General features: G+C 62.3%; 16 protein-coding genes. 10 read left to right on the forward strand and 6 right to left on the reverse strand.

What is annotated here, in order from left to right:
• Positions 1-4 precede the first annotated feature (4 nt).
• From AB0I91_RS13650 to AB0I91_RS13660, 3 genes are all read left to right on the forward strand, one after another.
• Complete coding sequence (locus AB0I91_RS13650; protein WP_499636950.1) at positions 5-2,422, forward strand: OmpL47-type beta-barrel domain-containing protein; 2,418 nt, start codon at positions 5-7, stop codon at positions 2,420-2,422.
• Positions 2,423-2,509: 87 nt separating this feature from the next.
• Positions 2,510-3,454: an acyltransferase domain-containing protein gene (locus AB0I91_RS13655; protein WP_499636952.1), complete on the forward strand. Its 945-nt coding sequence runs from the start codon at positions 2,510-2,512 to the stop codon at positions 3,452-3,454.
• A 531-nt stretch (positions 3,455-3,985) separates the two neighbouring features.
• Positions 3,986-4,120 (forward strand): hypothetical protein, encoded by a 135-nt coding sequence (locus AB0I91_RS13660; RefSeq protein WP_499612651.1) that lies wholly within the window; start codon positions 3,986-3,988, stop codon positions 4,118-4,120.
• Between the two features lie 61 nt (positions 4,121-4,181).
• On the opposite strand, the gene AB0I91_RS13665 is transcribed toward AB0I91_RS13660, so the two are convergent.
• Entirely contained in the window at positions 4,182-4,796 is a 615-nt protein-coding gene (locus AB0I91_RS13665; RefSeq protein ID WP_499612653.1) for a hypothetical protein, read from the reverse strand.
• Positions 4,797-4,965: 169 nt separating this feature from the next.
• Between AB0I91_RS13665 and AB0I91_RS13670 the strand changes: the two genes are divergently transcribed.
• Positions 4,966-5,298, forward strand: a complete 333-nt coding sequence (locus tag AB0I91_RS13670) for a winged helix-turn-helix transcriptional regulator (RefSeq protein ID WP_499636954.1) — start codon at positions 4,966-4,968, stop codon at positions 5,296-5,298.
• A 932-nt stretch (positions 5,299-6,230) separates the two neighbouring features.
• Here AB0I91_RS13670 and AB0I91_RS13675 read toward each other — a convergent pair.
• The gene (locus AB0I91_RS13675) at positions 6,231-10,976 is read right to left on the reverse strand and encodes a DEAD/DEAH box helicase (protein WP_499636956.1); all 4,746 of its coding nucleotides are present in this window, start codon (positions 10,974-10,976) and stop codon (positions 6,231-6,233) included.
• 236 nt (positions 10,977-11,212) lie between these two features.
• On the opposite strand from AB0I91_RS13675, the gene AB0I91_RS13680 reads away from it, so the two are divergent.
• Entirely contained in the window at positions 11,213-11,746 is a 534-nt protein-coding gene (locus AB0I91_RS13680) for a hypothetical protein (protein ID WP_499636958.1), read from the forward strand.
• 48 nt (positions 11,747-11,794) lie between these two features.
• Here the strand turns inward: AB0I91_RS13680 and AB0I91_RS13685 are convergent, their stop codons facing one another.
• Positions 11,795-12,409: a uracil-DNA glycosylase family protein gene (locus AB0I91_RS13685; protein ID WP_499636960.1), complete on the reverse strand. Its 615-nt coding sequence runs from the start codon at positions 12,407-12,409 to the stop codon at positions 11,795-11,797.
• A gap of 121 nt (positions 12,410-12,530) precedes the next feature.
• Between AB0I91_RS13685 and AB0I91_RS13690 the strand changes: the two genes are divergently transcribed.
• The 5 genes from AB0I91_RS13690 to AB0I91_RS13710 all read left to right on the forward strand — a co-directional run bounded on the left by AB0I91_RS13690 (position 12,531) and on the right by AB0I91_RS13710 (position 17,911).
• Positions 12,531-14,354: a DUF262 domain-containing protein gene (locus AB0I91_RS13690; RefSeq protein ID WP_499636962.1), complete on the forward strand. Its 1,824-nt coding sequence runs from the start codon at positions 12,531-12,533 to the stop codon at positions 14,352-14,354.
• 34 nt (positions 14,355-14,388) lie between these two features.
• On the forward strand, positions 14,389-14,742 hold the full coding sequence (locus AB0I91_RS13695) for a hypothetical protein (RefSeq protein ID WP_499636964.1): 354 nt from the start codon (positions 14,389-14,391) through the stop codon (positions 14,740-14,742).
• A 267-nt stretch (positions 14,743-15,009) separates the two neighbouring features.
• Positions 15,010-15,360 carry a helix-turn-helix domain-containing protein gene (locus tag AB0I91_RS13700; protein ID WP_499636966.1) on the forward strand — a complete coding sequence of 117 codons (351 nt, stop codon included), beginning with the start codon at positions 15,010-15,012 and terminating at the stop codon, positions 15,358-15,360.
• 566 nt (positions 15,361-15,926) lie between these two features.
• A complete protein-coding gene (locus AB0I91_RS13705; RefSeq protein ID WP_499636968.1) occupies positions 15,927-16,982 on the forward strand; it encodes a hypothetical protein in 1,056 nt (351 codons plus the stop codon).
• 68 nt (positions 16,983-17,050) lie between these two features.
• Positions 17,051-17,911 (forward strand): hypothetical protein, encoded by an 861-nt coding sequence (locus AB0I91_RS13710; protein ID WP_499636970.1) that lies wholly within the window; start codon positions 17,051-17,053, stop codon positions 17,909-17,911.
• On the opposite strand, the gene AB0I91_RS13715 is transcribed toward AB0I91_RS13710, so the two are convergent.
• The 3 genes from AB0I91_RS13715 to AB0I91_RS13725 form a co-directional block, all read right to left on the reverse strand.
• Positions 17,905-19,275, reverse strand: a complete 1,371-nt coding sequence (locus AB0I91_RS13715) for a hypothetical protein (RefSeq protein WP_499636972.1) — start codon at positions 19,273-19,275, stop codon at positions 17,905-17,907. The two genes, AB0I91_RS13710 and AB0I91_RS13715, sit on opposite strands and share 7 nt — an antisense overlap.
• Positions 19,276-19,421: 146 nt before the next feature.
• Positions 19,422-20,849, reverse strand: a complete 1,428-nt coding sequence (locus AB0I91_RS13720; RefSeq protein ID WP_499636974.1) for a hypothetical protein — start codon at positions 20,847-20,849, stop codon at positions 19,422-19,424.
• Positions 20,846-21,442: a hypothetical protein gene (locus tag AB0I91_RS13725; protein ID WP_499636976.1), complete on the reverse strand. Its 597-nt coding sequence runs from the start codon at positions 21,440-21,442 to the stop codon at positions 20,846-20,848. Before AB0I91_RS13725 ends, AB0I91_RS13720 begins: the two co-directional genes overlap by 4 nt.
• Positions 21,443-21,557: the final 115 nt, after the last annotated feature.

The raw sequence follows: 21,557 nt of genomic DNA on the forward strand, positions 1-21,557 counted from the left end.
CGGGATGAAGATCGCGCTGCGGAAGCGGACCACCCTCGCGCTGCTGGGCGCCGCGCTCCTGGCGGGCGGGCTCACCGCCACGACCGCCCACGCGGCCGAACCGGGCCGGACGGCCTCGTACGCGGTGGAGGAGACGGCGCAGGCGGCGGTCGACGCCGTCGTGCTGACCGACGCCGACGGCGTCCGGGGGAACCTCACCCTGCCCCTGACCGGCGCCCATGGCGCGGCGCTGGCGTGGCGCTCGGGCAACGAGAGCGTCGTGACCGGCACGGGTGAGGTCACCCGGCCGGCGCAGGGCAGCGAGCCGGTGACGGTGGACCTGACCGTCACCGCCACGCTCAACGGCGGCACGGCGACCCGCACGATCCCGGTCACCGTGCTCCCGCTGCCCGCCCCGGCGGCCCACGAGGCGTACTTCTTCCCGTACTTCGTCGGCGAGAGCACCGACGACGGCGAGAAGATCTACTTCGCCGCGTCGAAGGGCAACGACCCGTTGTCGTGGGACGAGCTGAACAACGGCCGTCCCGTGCTCACCTCGACCATGGGTGAGAAGGGCCTGCGCGACCCGTTCCTCATCCGGTCGCACGAGGGCGACAAGTTCTTCCTGCTGGCGACCGACCTGAAGATCTACGGCGGCAACAACTTCAGCGAGGCGCAGGAGTCCGGCAGCAAGCACCTGGTGGTGTGGGAGTCCACCGACCTGGTGCACTGGTCGGAGCAGCGGATGATCAAGGTGTCGTCGGACTTCGCGGGCAACACCTGGGCGCCCGAGGCGTTCTACGACGAGGCGTCGGGCGACTACGTCGTCTACTGGGCGTCGAACCTGTACCCGACGACCGACGTCACCTCCCGCGACTTCCGGACCTCCTACAACCGGATGATGTACGCGACCACGCGCGACTTCCGCACGTTCAGCGAGGCGAAGCCGTGGGTGGACGTCAAGCGGGGCACCGGTCTGGGCATGATCGACGCGACCGTGGTGCGCGACGGCGACACGTTCTACCGGTTCATCAAGGACGAGGCGTCCATGACGGTCCGGCAGGAGAAGTCGACCGACCTGCTGGCCACGGTCACCGGGGCGCTGCCGACCACGACGTCCTCGCCGTGGTCCCTGGTCCGCGAGCGCATCGGCGTCGGCCAGCCCAACCCGTGGGGCGGGACGTTCACCGGCGGCGAGGGCCCGACGGTGTTCCGCGACAACGTGGTGCCGGGGCGCTGGCACATGCTGATCGACCAGCCGAGCTACCACGGCGGTCAGGGGTACCTGGCGTTCCGGACCGACGACATCGCCTCCGGTGTCTGGACGTCGGTCCCGGGCTCGGTGCTGCCGCGCAGCCCGCGGCACGGCACGGTCATCCCGATCAGCCAGGCCGAGCTGGACGTGCTGCGCGCGGCGATGCAGCCGAACCTGCTGGCCGAGTCGGTCGCGTCGGTGTCGGTGCGCACCCGTGAGGGCGTCGCCCCCGTGCTGCCGTCCACTGTGGACGTGACCTACGCGGACGGCTCGACCCGGGCGACCGCGGTCGACTGGGCCGACGTGGACCCGGCGCGGTACGCGTCGTGGGGTTCGTTCCAGGTCGAGGGCGCGTTGGTGGGCCAGGCGCTCCGCCCGGTGGTGACGGTGATCGTGACCGACCGCCTGGACCCGACGGTGTCGTTGAGCACGACGCCCGCCTCGCCGACCGGCGACTGGTTCACCGTCCCGGTCGAGGTGAAGGCCACGGCCGCCGACGAGACCGGCGTGCAGTCGGTCGAGCTCGCGGTGGACGGCGGCTGGCGGACCACCGACGTGGTGACGCTGACCGACGGCAGGCACACCGTGCAGGCGAGGGCGACCGACGTCACCGGGAACGTGTCCAGCCCGGTGACCCGGGAGGTCCACGTCGACACGCAGGCGCCGGTCAGCCGTGCTTCGTGGAACGGCACGGCCCGTTCCGTGACCATCGTGGCGGCGGACGACACCTCCGGCGTCGCACGGGTCGAGTACCAGGTCGGCGACTCGGCGTGGACGACGTACACCTCGCCGCTGCCGTTCGGCGACGTCGCCGCGACGGTGCGGTACCGGGCCGTCGACCAGGCCGGCCACGTCGAGCAGGTCAACACGATCTCCGTGCCGCGGGAGACCCTCGACGCGAGCACCACGACCGCCACCCTCAACCGGGACGCGGTCAAGCCGGGCGGCGACGCCTCCGCCCGGGTCGAGGTCGAGGGCGGCCCGCACACCCCGACGGGGGTCGTCCGCATCATCTCGGGCGGTGACCTGGAAGTCGGCCGTGCCACCCTGGTGAACGGCCGCGCCACCGTCGCCATCGACACGGCCGCCCTCGGCACGGGTCGCTGGCAGCTGACCGTCGTCTACGACGGCGACGCCAACCACACCACGTCCACCACGACCGTCGTCCTGAAGGTCAACAAGCGCTAGGTGTTCGTCGAAGCGGTCGTCCCGGAATCCACCGGGACGACCGCTTCTCCATGTCCGCGGACCCGACCGGTCGCTAGGATCTGCCACGTGGACCTGGACGACACCGCCGCCCGACTCGGGGTCGCCGTCGAGGACGTCGATCGCGTGCACCGGCTCGCCGGCGACCTGCCGTCGGCTCCGCTGCCCGCCAAGGCCGACGCGCCCGCCATCCTCGACCGCCTCGCGGTGCGGCCGGACGACGCCGCCGAGATCATGGCCGGCTGGCCCGACCCCGGCTCTCCACTGTGGACCCCGGAGCTGCGCTGGCTCCTCGACCGCTCGATCGCCCTGGTCCGCGCCGACCTCGGCGGCCACGGCTGGCTGCCGCCCGGCCCGGAGCTGCCGCGCGAGCGGGGTCTCGCCTGGCGGCACCTCTACGCGTACGCGTACCTGGCCCTGACCGGCGTCGTCCGGGGGTACCACCGCGACCACGGCATCGCCGACGCCGTCTCGTGGGCAACCCTCGCCGACCTGGGCCGGAACCTCGCGATCGACCGGCGGATGCGCGGCGAGGGCTGGCCGGTCATGCAGAGCTGGCTGACGCTGCACGCGCGCGGCAGCGTCTACGAGCTGGGCCGGCTGCAGCACCAGCGCGGCGACGGCGCCGTCGACCTGCACGTCCCCGAGTCGGGGCCGCTGACCCCGGAGGCGGTCGACGAGTCGCTCGACGAGGCCCGCGCCTTCTTCCCGCGCCACTTCCCCGACGAGCACTTCACCGCCTTCGCCTGCGGCTCGTGGCTGCTCGACCCGCAGCTGCGCGAGTACCTGCCGGAGGACTCCAACATCGTCCGGTTCCAGCGGAGGTTCGACCTGGAGCCCTACGAGGAGCCGGAAGGCCTCGACGCCGACGTCGAAGTGCTGCGCTTCGCATTCCGAACCCTGACCACCCCACTGGACCAACTCCCCCGCCGCACCGCCCTGCAACGCGCCATCGTCGACCACCTGAAGGCCGGCCATCACTGGCAATGGCGCCGCGGCCGCTTCCCGCTCTAGCCCGTTCGGACAGACGACTAAGGCCCTTGACCGGCTTCGCGCTGGTCAAGGGCCTTTCGTGGTAGAGCCCCCGACAGGATTCGAACCTGCGCACTCGGCGATCATGCGTCTAACGTGCGGATTTGGGTGTACAGGTCGTGTGCCGGTTCGTGTCTACAGGGTCGAACCGGCACCTCCGCAGTGCCACGTTTTCGTCGGGCCGCTCAGGCTCCGAGTGCGTTCTACGTCAGGTTTGGATCGGAGCCTCAACGTCCGAAGTCATCGGTCGAGTGTGGTGTTGAAGTGGGCGGTCTGGATCAGCACCGGTTTGCGGCCTTTGCGGACCAAGGTGCCGCGACCCGGTGGTTGCGGGGCCAGGTATGTGCCGGGCCAGGACGAGGTGGAAGCCGCGGTCGCGGGACTGGGGGAGGAATTCGATCAGTGGGGCGAGGGGGCCTGGGCCTCCGGTGGTGGAAGGCCAGGTCGTAGTCGTCGCAGAGCACCACGATCTCCGGTCCCTTCCACCACGACCGGTCGCGGAGTTCGGCCGGGGTGATGCTGGAAGCCACTGAAGCACAACTCCAAGCCAAGATCACAACGCTCTGCGCCGTCATCACCGAACTCACCCACGAAACCGCGACCAACAACGTCCTCACGATGCCGAGCCGGAGACACCGCGATGCCTGAACCGATCACACCGTCAACAGGGACGCTGCGGTTCGGTCCTTCGTCGAACCCGGTATCGCAGTCACAGGTAGTCGCGCCAGAACGACACAGTGGCCTGCGGCGACCAGCCGTCCGGGTGCTCGGGCCGGGGTTCCTCGAACTCTTGGTTGACGTAGTCGACCAGGTCAGCGCCGTAGTAGATGATGTCCGTTCCCCACATGGACAGAACCGGGTGTCCGAACGTGCCGCGTCCTGCCGGCAGAAACCGATGCGCATAGATCGGGACCATCCTGGGCGCATCCGCCAACAACCGTCGAGCCACCGCCACCGCTGCCTCAGGGGTGTCCGGCCGCGCGCCCCAGGCGGGATTCCAGTGCCCGCTGCTCTCAACCGCCCGCAATACGCCCTCGACCGGAAAGTCGAGCTGCTCATGGAGCTCGTCGGGGTCGCCGTCACGCCACTCGGGCCACGGCTTCTCCCAGGCATAGCTGACCCCCGGTTCCGGCTCGCGAGGGCTGTTCAGTGGCAACCCCGCCGCGAGGAACGCTCGATGGTCGTCAGCGAACTCGAAACCGTATGCGCCCTCGATGTCGGCGAACTCCGCATCGGTCAACCCAGGCGCGATCTCGCAGCAACCCAGCTCAGCCAGACGACGCGCGGCCATCATCCCCAGACTGACGTCCTCACCCCTCGTCACAGAGGAACCCTAACGCGTCAGGACGCCACCACGACCGACATGAGCTCTGGTCAGTCACCACGCCCGACACCACTGTCGGGCAGTGAATGGATGTGCGAGCCAATTGTCATCTCCGGGCGCTGACTATCTCGCCGTCGGCCGCGCCAAGCGCATCGCAGACCACTTCGGCGTGGCGATCGTGCTCGAACGCGGGCGGAACAACGCCGATGGTGTCCTGCACATCACCGGCCGCGACGTGGAAGAGGCCGGCCACGCACTGAGCTTCAACCTTGACAACGGCTCGTGGACCATGCTCGACGGCCTCGCGATCGATCACACCGCCGGTGACACCCGCGTCACGATCCTGCGCTATCTCCGCGAACACAGCGGCAGCACGCCCGCCCAGATCGCCACCGGTACGGGGCTGGACGCCGGGAACATCCGCCGCACGTGCGCCCGCATGCACGACGCCGGCCAGCTCACCAAGGACGCCACTAGTCGCTACTTCGCACCCCTGCTCTGACGAGGTGGGACAGCCAACCGGCCAGGAGCTGTCCGCCTGTCCCACCCTGCCTCATCTACGACCTGCGGCACGCGGCGGTGTCGACGTGGCTCAACGGGGGAGTGCCCGCGGTGACGGTGGCCGAGCGGGCCGGGCATTCGGCGGAGGTGCTGTTGAAGATCTACGCCAAGTGCCTGGACGGGGAAGCGGCGGCGGTCCGGCAGCGGGTTGAGGCTGCTCTGGGGTACCGGCCGAAGGGCTTGAACTTTGGGACGTATTGGGCACAGACATCGTAGGCGGCCGGATGTCACCGGACACGGCCGGACAGACGAGTAAGGCCCTTGACCGCGTTCGCGCTGGTCAAGGGCCTTTTCGTGCTGGTCAAACGATGTGCGCCTCCGTGACTCCCTTTCGAACCCTTCCGCCCCTCTAGATCGCCTGATCAAGGCATGGACGAGTGGCGAGATGTGCCTAGCTGAGAGCGAGGAGGTACCGCCTGCTGTGGCCCGAGCTGGTGTCGACGGCCCAACCTCGGTAGCGGTTGTAGTCAAGGAGAACCACAGGCTGTCTCCAGCTGAAGTCGCTGAGTTGGTCCTGGCCTACCGCCGCGGGGCGTCACAGCGGGAGCTAGCCAGACGCTTCAAGGTGGACAAGCACACGGTGCGTGCACATCTGGATCGGCATGGGGTGGTACGTCGGCCTATCAAAGCGCTCAGCACCACCCAGGAGAACCAGGCGGTCAGCCTCTATGTCGATTACAGATGGACGCTCGCTGAGGTCGGACAGAAGCTCGGAGTGGATCACTCCACTGTCCGTAATGTGCTAGTGAAGCGGGGCATCCCTAGGCGTCCACCAGTCGCACGGGACCAGCGCAGGTCGGTATAGCGAAGCTCGGCATCACCACGTCCCCACGCTTAGGCTACTAGAGGACGTGGCGATGCCTCTATCGACCTCTACCTCTGTTCGAGAAGCTCCAACGGAGGGAGGCTCTCGACAATCTTCACCGTCTCAAGGCTGACGGTTACGATCCTCTTAAGTAGGTTTACGATGTAGCGAGGCTCGTCAGCCTCCTCGCCCCTGTCATTCGGGTCATTAACAATGCCGGACGCAGTGTCTACGCGCACTTGATAGCGATCCATGACCCATTCGATCGCCGATCGCGGCCCCAACATATAGCGATAGGCTTCCTGGGGGATGCCCGTGAGTGTCACATGCGAATTGTAAATGATGCAAGATCGGTCTTCAGTGCGCTTCCCGTCCACCCTCGGACCTTTTCCGAAGGTCATCTTTCTAACTTTGTACAGTTGGCCGTCTACGGGAGAGCCGGTAACTACTTCTTTGAGGTCATGCAGCGGTGCGGACTCGTATTCGGTGTGAAGGCGTGCAAGTTCACGGCCAGCAGAAGCAAACGAAGCGAAATCCGCTACCAAGGGAATGCGCGGCAGCATCTTCTTGAGATCGGCTGCGAACGTCGAACGGTAGTCCGGTGCGTGTAGTACCCCATACACGTAGTGGAAGATGTCGTCCTTCGTTACCTGTGATCCGTAGGCCGCCCGATAAGTCTGAAGAGCGCTGTCGGTGACGTTATCCGTGCGGATTAGATTCGATGCGCCACCTTCTTCCCCAAAGTCCAGCGTGCCGTGGTTGCTTGTCTCTTGATACGAGTACCGAGGGACGAACTGACCGGTGTCAAGGAGGTGCACGTCAGGGAGCGACCTGGTCATCAGCGCAGAGAAATCATACTTGGAGCTTACGCCCGTAAGGTAGATTCCGATGTTGTCGCTCCCCTGAGCGGGAAAGAACTGGCGGGTCTTACCCGGTTCATCAACGAAGTTGACGTCGTTCAGCAACCATTGTTTCGTAAAAGGTCGGTAGGACGCTTGGACGAGCTTGGAGCCGTCAAATTTCGGCACAATTCCTCTACGGGTACGTTCCCTAAGCCTTCTCGACCAACTAACCCGCTTAGCGTCGAGATTGAAGGGTCCGTCCGCACGGTCTGGTCGCTGTGCTTCTGCGGCTACCTGTTGGGCGAGCCTGTGCATGTTGAACCCAACTTTTTCTGCCGAAAAGTTGTAGATCCATGCATCGCGATTTGTCTTTGCGCCACTCGAGTGCAGCGCACAAATCGATCCAGGTGCACCAGCAAGAGGAGTGAACGTGGTGAACTTACCGCTGCGTTGGTCGATCCAGTCGCCATGCTCGTTCGGCGTGATCACTTGCCAATCAATACCAGCCAGCTGATCGCGATCAAGAATCGAAAGTTTTTGTTCCCGGGTCAGGTACTCACCAATGTCGCGGTAGTACAGCTTCGCGGGACTTTCGTGTGACTTCTGTCCTTTCTTCACAAGAAACATGATGGCGGTTGTCGTTCGGCTTCCTGAGCCGAAGATCTTGCCGCCTTCGCGGCGCGACTGCTCTCCGGCGTACCGCTGGTTACCTCGTAGGTTGTAGACGTAGACAGCGTCAAACTCCTGCACCAGACACCTGCGGATGCCGTCGGCAGTATTGGCGCTAATGTAACCGCCGTTGGACACGTAAGCAACGATGCCTTTGTCCTTCACGCGGTCTGACGCCCAACGGATAGCTCGGATATAGGAGTCATATGTAGAGATCGACTGTTTTGCCGTCGATGCCGCTACATAGGTACTCTCGATACGTTTGTCAAGCGACGGGTACTTCATCTTGGCATTATCATCGTTACCTGTCGTCTGACCTTTAAGGTATGGAGGATTCCCTACGATTACCCGAATCTCGGTAGATTTTTGCCGTATGACACGGGCGTTGTTTTGAGTGAAGATCTCCGGATCAAGAGTGTCGTCGTCTTCATGCATCTGGAAAGTGTCGGTAAGGACGATGCCGTCGAACGGTGTGTAGCGGTCGCCCCCTTGCTCGTGGAGACCGTGGAACGTTGCTTCGATATTCACCGCGGCAACGTAATAAGCGAGTAAACTGATCTCATTTGCGTGTAGCTCTTGGGTGTACTTCCGAAGAATGTTCTCCCTACTGATCAAGCCAGACTGCAGCAGTCGGACCACGAAAGTCCCTGTACCGGTGAAAGGGTCAAGGAGATGTACGCCCTCATCGTTAAGTGATGCATTGAACTCGTTCTGAAGTAGGTGTTCCACGGACCGTAGGATAAAATCTACAACCTCAACGGGAGTGTAGACGATGCCCAGTGATTCGGCCGCTTTAGGAAACGCTTTCCGGAAAAACTTCTCGTAGAGCTCCGTGATGATCCGTTGCTTGCCCTCGGCGTTATCGATACCTTCTGCGCGCATACGGACTGACGCGTAGAATTTGGTCAGATCTTCGCTCTCTTTGTCGATGCCGTGGGCATTCATCGCATCGAGCATATCCTGCATTACGAGTGATACAGGATTATGCTCTGCAAAGGCATAACCCCCGAAGAGTGCGTCGAATACTGGCTTAGTAATGATATGCTGGGCCAGCATTTCGATGGCGTTGTCTCGAGTGATGCCGTCATTGAGATTAGCCTTCAGTCCGGCATGGAACTGGGCGAACTTGACGCGAACCTCGGGACTATCAACTTCAAGCAGAGTCTTGATCCTTGTAACGTGACGCTCGGCGATCATGGCAATGTCGTCGGCCCAGTCATCCCAGTAACCCTTATTGCCGACCTTTGCAACGATCTTTGCATAAATAGCGTCACGCCACTCGTCGGACCAGGCGAGGTCAAGTTTGCCCTGATCAGGCTTATCCCGACCACCGTCCTCGCGCGCGCTTGTAGTTACACCAATTACCTGGAGCTTGTCATCCTTGGCGCGGTTGAGTTCGATCTTGTTAACCATGGCGTCGAACCGCTCGTCGTGCGCCCGCAGGGCCTGGAGAACCTGCCAGACAACCTTGTACTTCTTGTTATCGGCGAGCGCCAGTTCTGGCGGAACACCAGCTGGAATGCCGATGGGTAGGATGACATACCCATACTCTTTGTCTGGTGCCTTACGCATGACACGGCCGACTGACTGCACCACGTCGACCACAGAGTTACGAGGGTTGAGAAACAGTACTGCGTCGAGCGCCGGGACATCGACGCCCTCCGAGAGGCATCGAGCGTTAGTCAAGATGCGACAAGAGTTAGATTGCTCGTCCTGGTCAGCCTTGAGCCAATCCAGGAGTCGGTTGCGCTCAAGGATGTTGAACGTTCCATCGACATGGCGAGCCTCGAGACTCAAGGGATCGTTTTCATCCGAGTCCGCGACTAGTTGGTCGCTGACGACCTCGAATAGGCGAGAGACTCGCTGCGACACGCTGATGTTGTCGGCGAACGCCACTGCGCGCCGCATCGGTACAGCCGTAGCGTGTAGCCTGTCGCGATCCAGGCCCCGCTTTGCAAGACCATTCCAGCAGCCCACCAGCTTCGCGGCGTCGTTGAGTCGAAGTTCATTATCTTCATCAGAAAGCTGAGCTTGGAACTGCCTTGAGACGGCGGTCTCGTCTACCGCTAGAACGAGCACCTTATAGTCGCTTAGGAGGCCTCGTTCGACTGCTTCGCCGAAACTCAATTGATACAACTCAGGACCGAAGACCGCCGCATCGTTCATGTGGGTCAGTACAGCGTCGGCCTCCGCTGCCTTAGTGTGGACATCGTCCTTGAAGATACGGGGTGTCGCGGTCATATAGAGCCGCTTTTTCCCCTTCACAAACTCCTGCTTGTGGACGCGGAAGAAGGTTGATTCATCCTGGTCTTTTAGAGTCACGCCTGTAGTACGGTGCGCCTCGTCGCAGATGATGAGGTCGAACTCGTCCAAGCCAGCTGATTGTGCGTCGGCGACGACTTGGATCGACTGGTACGTCGAGAAGATCACGGTCATCTTCCCGTCAGCTGATGTGCGCTTCATCCGCTGAAGTAGCTTCGTTGCATCGGTAGTGGCTGGCTCCGCCAAGTCCACCACGCTCATGTCTTCAGTCTCTTTGCGGCCGACCCGCACATCCGAGCAGACAGCGAACGGACGAAGGTCGACCGCTGTCTCCTGCGTCCACTCGCGCAAAGTCTGCGAAAGCAACGAGATAGAGGGCACCAAGAAGAGGACAGTGCCGCCAGTTCCAACGAGATCTTCTGCAATCCGCAGCGAGGTGAAGGTCTTTCCGGTACCGCAGGCCATGATTAGCTTGCCGCGGTCGTGAACTGCTAGGCCCTCACGCACCTTTTCAAGCGCCTGTTGCTGGTGCCGACGAAGCTCTTTCCTCTGACGTGTCGGCATGACGGAAGGGCTCGCGAGCGAGTACTGCGACCAGTCGATCACCGACTCGGAAAGGTTGGAGATGTCCAACCGTTGCGTTGGTGTCTGCTGATCGACGAGTGCGTCCTCGGCGTTCTTCGACCACTTGTCGCTGGTGGAAACGATGATCCGGCGAGAGAACCCTATCTTGCCAGATGCGGTGAAGAACGAGTCAATATCGGCCTTTTGCACCGTGTGGTGCGGAGCGTAGAACTTGCACTGGATGGCGGTCAGCTCGTCTGAGTCGCGACTCTTGGCCACCAAGTCGATACCCGTGTCGGGCTTGCCGCTTCGTCCGGGCCATTCGGACCACAACCACACGTCGCTGAACTGGAGCGTCCACTCGGGGTCGGTGCGGAAGTAGCCCTGCATCAGCCGCTCGAACTTGTCGCCCTTGTCGCGTTCGTCGAGAGCAGATGCGCGTAGCTCATCGAGGATGTCGTGGATCGTGGTCGGCATGTCGGCATCATGCCGTACCGCAGGCGTCGCTCACCCACGAGCGCTGACTTCGTACCTGAGGTGTGACGTCACGAGGTGGGTGGAGATGCTGGAGTACTGCCTAGGGGCGATGGAGGTGGGTGCCGTAGGCGCCTGCTCAGCCGGGCTAAGCGGAGCGCATAGTGGTGCCATCGACTCCGCCTCGCCCATGGGTAAAAGTGAGCGCCAGTCGGTGTCTGACGTGCCATGATCATAGGATGCTGAAGGAGCGCCTGGGTGAGATCACCACCAACGTAGGTAGGGTCGCCATCTGCGAGGTCGACACCCCCTACCTAGAGCCGAAGCCGTGGGAGCGTACCTACGCTGCGGTTGTGATCGATCCAGCGGAGACGTACAAAGGTCCCGAGGTAGGGATGATCATTACGGTGCTCGATGAACGTTTTGCGCCACGCGAATACCATGAATTTCCGAAGCGCGGATGGGATCCGTGTGTACGGACCGTCAAGGACGTGTACCGGGACGAAGCCTTCTACATGTCTGGTCCAGACACAGCTAGTGCGGCCGTTCGTGTGGGTCAATTCCTGCTCCAGGAGAAGGCTTTCGTCCGACACTCGACGTCCCGTACTCGAAAAGGAAGCGAATGGGCCAAGAAGGTCGGAGGTGAAATTCCGGATAGCGTCGATCTGATTTCTGATGCTTCCTCACTGGATCGGCACTCCCGAGCGGCGTTGAAGCGGCTGCAGGATGACGATTGGTGGAGAATTCTTCTGGTCAACCCGCTCTCGAACTAGCAGGACTTCTTCCCTAGTGGAGATGGACGCTTCAAGAGAGATGACTAGTCACTGCAGCGCATCACTCAGCTGCTCGACAGCACTCCTAAGGCGGTCTTCGGCTCCCGGCAGCATCACCCCGCGGTCGCTGGGGTGAGGGCCCTGGAATATCTGGTCGAGCGGCACCCGGGCTAGGTCAGCGGCGGCAGCTCGCTTCCACGCCGCTTGAGCATAGTCGCCTAGCAGCAACACCGCTTTGATGTGAGGCAGCAGGTTGAGGAGTCGAGGAAGCCAAGCGAAGGCCTCCCGGAGATCTCTGCTGGAGGGTCTCGAGGAGGCCGTCGGCCAAGGAATGGCGTTCCAGTGCAGGAGCTCGCGCCAATCCAGGCCAGCTCGGCGGTACAGGTGGTAGCACCGCTCGGCGGAACGGTCGTCATTTTCCAGGCTGAGCAACCCGGACCCGTTCGTCCGTGACGTCCGTGGACCAGGCGACTGTAGGAGGACAAGAGCTCTTGCAGCCACACCGGCGAACTCAGGATCCGGGTACGGCACGTCGCCTGGCGTGAGCCCTCGCGCTTCGGCGATCTCGTCGGCAAGGGCGACGAAGGGGGCGATGTGAGGTTCACTCAGTCGGGCATGCTTGGCGCGGACCACAGCTGACAAGCGGTTGGCGCGGGCGGGCATGGGCGTCTCCTTGCGGTTGTAACGTCTACCCGCTAGAAGCGGATGCTCCTACAGGCTCGCTACGGGCGTCGGTCTCGGCGGTCAACGAGCATGCACGTGATCAATCTGGAGGGCACGCCGAATGCAGGCGAACACGCTGACGCCGAAGAAGCTGTTCGAGCCGCAGGTTCGGTACATCATCCCGGTGTTCCAGCGCCCGTACGTCTGGTCGGTAGACAAGCAGTGGATGCCGCTGTGGGACGACGTGAGGGCCATCGCCGAGGAAGTCCTCGAGCGCGTGAAGCCGGAGGATCCGGTGCCACCGCACTTCCTCGGCGCCGTGGTCCTGGAGCAGCAGTTCAACCCCTCCGGTTACATCGCGATCCGGCACGTCATCGACGGCCAGCAGCGCCTGATCACCCTGCAGCTCCTGCTCAACGCGGCCTTGCAGGTAACGCGGAAGCACGGGCGGCCGCGGGACGCGACGCTGCTGGAGACTCTGGTGCGCAACCCCGCGCACGTCGTCGACACTGACGACGAGGTGCTCAAGGTCTGGCCGATCCTTGCCGACCGCATGGCCTTCCAGGCGGCGATGGACCATGACGACGGCAACGATGGGGGTGAGCACCGGGTCAGCCAAGGCATCCGGTTCCTGCGCGAGCGCATCGAGTCGTGGGCGCTGGAGGCACCGGACGACATCACACCGGCGGATCGGCTGCAGGCGTTGACCGAGGCGCTGGCGCTGCACTTGAAGCTGGTGGTCATCGACCTGGATCCGGATGACAACGCCCAGGCGATCTTCGAAGCCCTCAACGACCGTGGCAGCCCGCTGCTAGCAGCTGATCTGATCAAGAACGCGGTGTTCCAGCTCGCGGAGAAGCACGGCGTCGATATCGAGAAGCTGAACCGGGACTACTGGGCTGGCTTCGACGAGGAGTACTGGCGGCAGGAGCTGCGGCAAGGGCGGTTGAACCGGCCGCGGATCGACGTGTTCCTCAACTACTGGCTGACGATGCGCCTGGCGCACACCGTGCCGTCGGACAAGATCTTCATCAGCTTCCGCGACCAGGTCGTCAAGGGACTGACCGACGTGCGCCCCATGCTGGCCGAACTTCGGGAGGACAGCGCCTGTTACCGGCAGCTCGCTGATCTGCCCGCCTTCTCGGTCGAGGGCACCTTTCACTACCGCGTCATCGAGGTCGCCGACATCGCGGCCACCATGCCGCTGCTGCTCTGGCTCGTCCGACCCGGCTCTGTCATCCCCGCGTCCGCGCGCCACCAGGCGCTCCGGGCGGTCGAGAGCTGGATCATCCGGCGGCTGCTCTGTCGCATGACGCTCAGCGACACCAACACCCTGGCGGTCGAGCTGCTTCGCCACCTCAAGACCGTCGACCGGGAGCAGGTCGGAAAAGCCGCGGTGGAGTACCTGCTGGCCCAGCACGGCGACTCCCGGCGCTGGCCGGACGACGACGAAGTGATCACCAGCCTCGAGTCGATGCGGCTTTACAAGACTCTGGTCCCACGGCGCCGGGCGCGCATGCTGCTCGAAGCGCTCGAGGACAGCTACCGCTCGCCCAAGACCGAGGAAGCGCACTGCCGTCGTGGGGATCTGACGATCGAGCACATCATGCCGCAGTCCTGGCAGCGCTACTGGCCGGTCGATGATGACGTCGACCCGGCAGATCGCGACCACCACGTACAGCAACTCGGCAACCTGACGCTTGTGACCAGCAAGCTCAACCCGGTCGTCTCGAACTACCCCTGGCTGCCGACAATTCTCGACGACGGCACCGCTGTCAAGGGTAAGCGGCAGATCATCGATGAGCACAGCGTGCTGTTGCTTAATAAGCACCTGCTCAACACGTACGGCAGCGCTTGGAACGATCACACGATCCAGGAGCGGACGAGGACACTGGCACAGCAGACGGTCCGTATCTGGCCGCGCGGCTTGCCTGTATCCGATTAAGCTAGCGCAGCACCGACGTGTGCGAGGAGACGCTGTGACGACACCTTCTGATCCTGAGATGATCAGGCTGGAACGACAGTTTCATGACGAGACAATGGCGGGCTACCGACACCTGGTTCGCACGATCAACTACCAGGCGAAGGCATTCCTGCACATGGTCGCCATGAACGGCGGCGTTGGAGCTGCTCATCTTCTTCTCCAGACGCCGAATGTCTCCGCTGGCTTCACCACGCTGTGGGAGGCGAACATGTTGGGGCACAGCGTCGAGGCCCTGGTGTTGAAGCCGGAGTACAGGCCACTGTTCAGTGATGCGGAGTTGGAGACGGCTCGGCGCCGACTCATGGACTACGGCTTCGACGTCGAGAGCTATCTGCGCTCCTCGACGTGATACCGCTGGCTAGGAGCAGCTTGTGGAAGTAGGTCAGGATTGGGCCTACCGCGCCAAGCAGCGTGATCCGCTGGCCCGCGTGTAGATCAGGCGCATCAGCGTTAACCGACCGCCATGTGTTTTCCAGGTAGTGCAGAAACCGGAACCGAGGGATGGTTGGGTCGCGGGAGACAGAAGGTGCCGGTTCGATCTGGGTTACGCGGTATCCAAACCATGTGAAGACTAGACAAAATTCGACGTCGAGGTAGAATAGAGGCAAGGAGTTTTATGGTTAAAGGCAGCCGTGCGAATTTTGGCGAACAAATTAGGAAGATGCGAAAAGCGCGCGATCTTTCAGTCCATGACGTCGCCACGCGCGCTGGCATGACTACCGAGAGGCTAACGCTCTTTGAGTTGTCCGAGAGTCCGCCGCCCCTAGGGGACTTACGTCAGCTCGCCGACGGGCTTAGCCTTCCTCTAGTTGAGTTGCTGATCGCAACAGGCCAGGTCTCGGTCGACGATATGCCTGGCCTGAAGAGCCATCTGTTTGCCGCCTATCCTGACCTGCCAGTAACACGCCTCGCCGCCGCGACAGAAGAGGTTGAGCGTGTTATAGCCAGCCATCGGCGCGGGGAATAGTGGGAGTAGATGAGCGGCCAACACGCAAGGCGCTCTCGGCTAACCTACGTTCGGATCGACCGCAGTAGTCATGATTAGGGGTCCGAACCTATCGACGATACTGCGCTGGCGGTAAGATCAGCCGTCTATCCTGACGTAAGCGGAAATGGGTAACGCACAAGCGACGATATGGGCGCCTAGCAGCAGATCGTCGGCGGCAACCTGAACTCGAGAGTCCGGAACGCCCGTGGGCAGGCTTCTAAGTCAATGAAAGAAGGCGAGCTGCTCGACATGACAGTGAGCCTGCGTGCAACAGTACTCGACTCGGTCCGCAACCGCATTCGGCACGAGACTACCGGCATGATCGCTGGGCTAGCTCTCGCCCTTGGTCCACCCGACAGCACGGTGAAGAGCAAGCCGTTGCTCGGCTGCTGGCGGCCGCGAAGGAGGCGTGCTGCAGTTGGAGTACTGGGCAACGCCCCGCTATGCCGACTGACAGGATGACGTAGCGGGCACAGCAAACTTCCGTAGTTTGTCAAGCCTCGACTAGGCTGAGTCATCCGCATCCGCAGAGAAAGACGGCCTACATGACGAACCTGCTGGACGAGCTGAGTCAAGATCAAAAGTTGATGATTGACATCATCTATACGCACTACGCAGCCAAGGGTCGGTGGCCAGCTTGGCGCTACGTAAGAAGATCATTCAGGAATGGCTCTGCCGCGGATCCGAAGGTCGTACGAGACTCATTCCCGATGGTCGGTGATCGCCGAACACCTGGCCCCAGCTACAGCGCCATCCACTTCTCGCCGCAAGACCTCAGCGACGATGCCGAGTATCGGCTGTGTCTTGCCGCAGGACTTCATCATCCGAGGTTCCAGATCACGGCGGAAAAGGTTGTTGAGATCATCCGGTTTCTTGCCGATGGCATGAAGACCGTTGATCCCGACACTGGCGAGATCACCATTACCTCTACCCAGCTTGCCCGCGCAATGCGCCGGGATCCTTACGCCATGCTCAACCTCCCGGACTTCCTGCACCACGAGCCCATGACGCTCATAACGGGCTGGTCGAAACCTGAAGGCGAGAAATGGGAGATCACGCTCGGAGATGAAGGGCTCACCCCGTACAGCGACGTCGCCGGGTTGCAAGGCTACGTAGAGAAGACTGTGGAGCTTGTGCTCGCCAGCCAGGCCGAGCATCTGGCCGTACACACGCCTTCGCCCATAGTTTCTGGGGCCGTATACGCCGGGAACGCAGGCTATGTAGATGAAGGGTTGATCCACCAGCTTGAGACTCTCCAACACCCGGCATGGCATCTGGGGCGACTCATCGCCATGCTTCACGAGCTGAACTCAAACTATGCTGCTGGACACGCTTATTCGTGCCTAATGCTGTGTCGAGCGATCATCGACCATGTGCCACGACTGTTTGGAGTTGACAGTTACGCCGCAGTGACCAGCATGCCGAACATCAGTCGGAGCGAGAGGAAACTTCTCCAACTTCTCGGCGATAAGCGGTTCTCGGCGGATCATGTCCTACATCACCATATCGGCAAGAAGGCAGACGTCATCACGATGTACGACGTTCCCGACAGGACGGGCATGAACATCCTGATCCAGCATGTCATCGACAGACTCGCCTAATGTAGGCAGGAATGAGTTTGAAGGGAAACCTGACAGGGGCGAAGATCGTAGCTGGTTAGGAGCAGCTTGTGGAAGTCGGCCAGGAGTGGGCCTACCGCGCCAAGCAGCGTGATCCGCTGGCCCGCGTGCAGATCAAGCGCATCGGCACCAAGCGCCCGCCGCGGGTGCTGATCCGCTTCGTCGACGACGAGTACGAGGGCCGCGAGGAGTGGGTCTCGCCCGCTCGGCTGAAGACCACCTGGGACAAGGTCACGGAGTGGCTGGCTCACGACCAGCGGTGGGCGGCGCTCTATGACGCCTCGTGGCGGCCCCGCGATGACCACGAGCTGGTGGCGGCCGAGATGGTGATCGACGACCGAGCGGCGCTGAGCTGCGTTGAGACCGGTCTTAGCAAGGACGCTGGCACTCTGCTCATCAAGGACCTGCCTGCCCTGGTCAAACTGCTCGACGTGGACGCTACGGAACTGACGAGTAACCCGCTGAGCATCCCGCACACTGACGGAACCTGGACCGTTCCCTTCACCACCATGCTGGTCGTTGCGAAGCGCGCCGCCCAGGTGCTCGCCGACGAGGTGTTGGACGAGGTTTCCCGCGACGAAGCCAGAGCACGCTACGAAGCGGTCCACGGCAGCTACTACGGAAGCCGTCGAGGCGAGGGGCAGTACTTCAGCCCTGAGGTGTGCGTCGAAGCGGACCAGCGATACGTCCCAGCGCGGGCGCTGGTGCGGGAGTGGTGTGGTCAGGGTGGAACCGAACGCCACGCCGAGTTGGAGGCCCTGCGCGAAGAGGTGTTCCGGCTCGGCAAGCTGGTGGAGCAGGCCGTCACGGCGCTGCGGCGCTGGGACAAGCCAGCCGCCGAGAAGCTGGAGAAGGAACTCGGCGTTCCGATCGAGGCACTGCGGCGAAGCAAGCGCGAAGAGGATCAGTAGCTGCTGTCCGGGCCGTATGGGCTCCACCGATCGAGGTACGGCCGCAGCTCGTAAGCACTTGGTTCGCGGAGCTTGGGTGCTTGCACGCCGCGGATCACCGGGTCGATCCGGTCGGCGTAGTTCCGCATCCACCGCAGCCACTCGACAACATCACTGTCGGGGGACTCAGGTAGCACCGCTTCGGCAGCCTGGCAGTAGGCCCGCACCTTGGTGGCGGTCTCCCATGCCTGCAGCTGCTCGTTCAATGCCGCGATGCGGGCGTCCTCGACGAAGCGGAACCGGGCTTCGGTCATCGCTTCTTCCCACTGCAGTCGGCGAGCCGCCTTCTCCCGCTGCTCGGCGATGCGCCGCTCTTCATCAAACCGGACGCGGCCTTCCAGCTCCTTGATGACGTCGCCGAGCTTGTCCTCCAGCGACCAGCGTGTGCGGTCGGCCCACCGGCGCCGTCGACCGTTGTAATCCCAGCTGTGCGGTAGCTCCAGCACCAGGCGGCCACTCGGCACGTGCCGCTGCCTGATGGGGACACGTTGCCAGGAGTAGGTCGGCTTCTGCTCAAGTTCGTCAAGATGCGGAGCCTCCACCAAGTCCGACTCCTCACTCACCTCCAGGACGAAGCGGGACGTCCCTGATGTGAAGGTGAGCCCTGGCTGGTCGGCCTCAACCGCCACGGTGTGGCCGCGGCGTTCCCATTCGGTGGCGAGGATGTGCAGCAGCCGGAGCGCTCGGTCGCGGCTGTCCTTTGACACCCGCAGCCGGGCTGGATCACGGCTCAGCTTGGCGACCGCAGGGTGCGGCGGGTTAGCTTCGGGTGCAGTGAGCTGTTGGCGCGGTTCCCAGTACTTGGCGTCGGGGTGCGCTCCCTGCACCAGTTCGATCGCTAGGTCGCCTTCGTCCCTGCCGTGATGGCGGAGGTGCATGCCAGTCGGCACCAGGTCCTGGCGCTTCACGGCGGTGATGGCCCGGTGCCAGGCCGCCCGTGTCTGGTCGTCTGGGTCGTCTATGCGAGCGAGGCCGCCGTTCTCTTCGAGCAGCTTGAGTAGCGTCTCGGCGGTGATCTGCGGAGCCGCCGACCGCTTCTTCTCTGATGCGGGCCACGACGCACGGCGCTTCGAGGTGGCTGTCGTTTCACCTGGTACGTCCGGTCGCTCCGGGTGGTAGCCATGCTCAAGGTAGAACCGACCGGCCTCGGTGATCTCGGCTCGCCACCGGCCGTCGATGCGCGGCGTGACGACCAAGCCGCGGTTGCGGAGGGCGTACACCGTCGTGGCCAAGGCGGAGTCGCGAGCTGTCACCTGATCAGCCGGATCACCGACGCGTTGGAGCACGGCGAGCTGGTGATCGGTGAGCTGGGCCCAGCGCTTCACGAGGCATCACCAGTATGGCAGCCGGAAGGCAATCCTAGTGCCGCCGATTCAGTCGGTCATCGATGCAACACCGCTTACGATCGAGTGCAAGCGCAAGACTTAATGGCGATTGAGCGAAGTGTGCGACTTGAGCGATGAGTCGACGGCTACTCCAGAGGAAGTTCAGGTTGAGCCGAGTAATCGTCCGAGAACTTGTCCAGCAGCTCGCGCAAGGCGTTCGCACCCAGAGGGCGTAGCAACGGAACTGACCCGAGTATGAGTTCAGGCAAGCGAAGTTGAGTGCGCGTCCTCCCTGAACTTGTGAACGTTGTGAAGTCGCAGGAGAGATGCTTGCCGTCGCCTACAACGACTTCCACACGTTGAACGAGTGGCGTGCCGCCAAGCTTCTCGGCGAACGCTGCTAGATTTTCGTCGTCGAGTACAGAAGCAGTATCCGAGTAGTACTTAACGGTCTGGTGTCCATTCGACAGCGTGGCCTCATCCACCCGAATATCCAGCGATGAAGCACGATGAGAGACGTCAACTATGCTGGCGCCATCGGACTTGTCTTCAGCAATCCGATCTAGCTCGTCAACCTTATCGGTAAGGTAGGCAGCATAGCGATCGACCTTCAAGGCGACGAATCCAGCGTCAATGAACCAGTATGTCCCGTTCTTCTCACCCGAAGCGAGACGATCCTGTTCGGCCTTCACTCGACATGACCTTGCCCAGAGCACATCCATGTTCAGGCCCATGAGATGCTCAAGGTTCTTCGTCCCCGACGGGAGGTCAAGTTGCGCCAAGCTCTTCATCGAGACATGGCGCCCCAAGCGCCGCCAGAAGTCCCGATCATCGATCGCGTCATACTCCAAGATGAATTGGAGAGCGTCAGGCGACAACTCCTCAGAGAGTTGCTTTCGGCCGGGGAACTGATCGAGGCGGCCTCCCGAGCCGACCCAAACGGCCTGCAATAGACCTTGGATACGACTGGACTGCTGACCATCCAGGTACCGCTCGAGTACCTGCGTTGCTAGGCGTGTTGGCCCTTCAAGCGTGCGAAGTGCACCGTCGAGTCCATTTGTCAAGGTTGCGGTAGTGCGAGCAGCAACCGGTTGATCTATAAGCCCTCGTCCGCCCTGGGTTAGCGCACCATTGACCAGCTTAAGGAAATCAGATGATTGATGCGTTCGAAGCCAGTCGATACCAGATGGGTCAGCGACTAGCGCATTGACCGCCGCAGACCGGTCATCGAGCTGGTTTATGAGCGCTTCATCTTCACCGCGATAAGTTTGGTCGAGATCGAGGATAATCGGATGAGTGTCGCCGACCATTGCGAGATCATCGATCAGGTACTCGATGTTCGGGGTGACGCGAAGATAGACGTTACGTTCATGGCGAGCAGGATCACGCGGCCAAGTCACAACAAGATCAGGCGCGAAGCTGTGGTTGAAGTACTCCGTCTTCTTAATCCGAATGCGCTCGTCAAGGCCAACCAACTGATCGATAACCGCCGACTTTACGCTATCGACACTATCTGAAGGACGGTCAATGTTCAGCGCCTGTTGGATTCGCCGAGTAAACTCTGTTGCGCTCACCGATCCTCCTTCATTGTGTCGTACTTGCGAATGACGCCTAGGTGCTCCTTTGTGAGCGTCAATTCTTCCAGCGCATCGGATAGAAACAAGAAGCCGAGTCGCTCGGCGACGGCTTTGCAGTCCTGGTCGGAGAGCGCCTGGCGCGCCTCGCTCTCGGAGGCGGTCGAGAACACCCTACTTCGATGCAGCATCACGCTATCTTGAACGAATTCGGGCGTGCGCAGCTCGCTCCACGAGTTCACGAGGAACGGGGACCATGTGATCCAGAAAAACTTGTCGCATCGCTCCGGGCGCAACTGGAGGGCTCGGTAGCACTGCGCTAGAAACTTCCGGTAATGAGTTCCCTGATCATTAGCATTGGTATAGGCTTTCGACTCTGCGAAGAACTCCAAACCTTGGAGTTCGCCGCCGAGAAGGGTCCCGCCCAAGTCGAAGGAGTACGTGCCACCGTCTGCCCACTCGAAGGTCAACTTCGGGATGGCGATGGGGTCTGGGTTGACCCAGGGAACCGTCGCGCGCGTGGTCGACTCTAGGAAGAGCTTGGCCCGACGCGCACCGTCGGCACCCTTCGCTTGAGTCTCCTCGCCTGACACAGCGAAGACGATACCGGCAGCTGCGCCTACAGCAGCGTCTCGCCACACCACCGGCCCCAACACGAACACTGCTCAACTATGCGCCTCGTGCAGCCGCGCCACCGCGCGATTGCGA

Source organism: Actinosynnema sp. NPDC049800 (assembly GCF_040656635.1).
Taxonomy (GTDB): domain Bacteria; phylum Actinomycetota; class Actinomycetes; order Mycobacteriales; family Pseudonocardiaceae; genus Actinosynnema.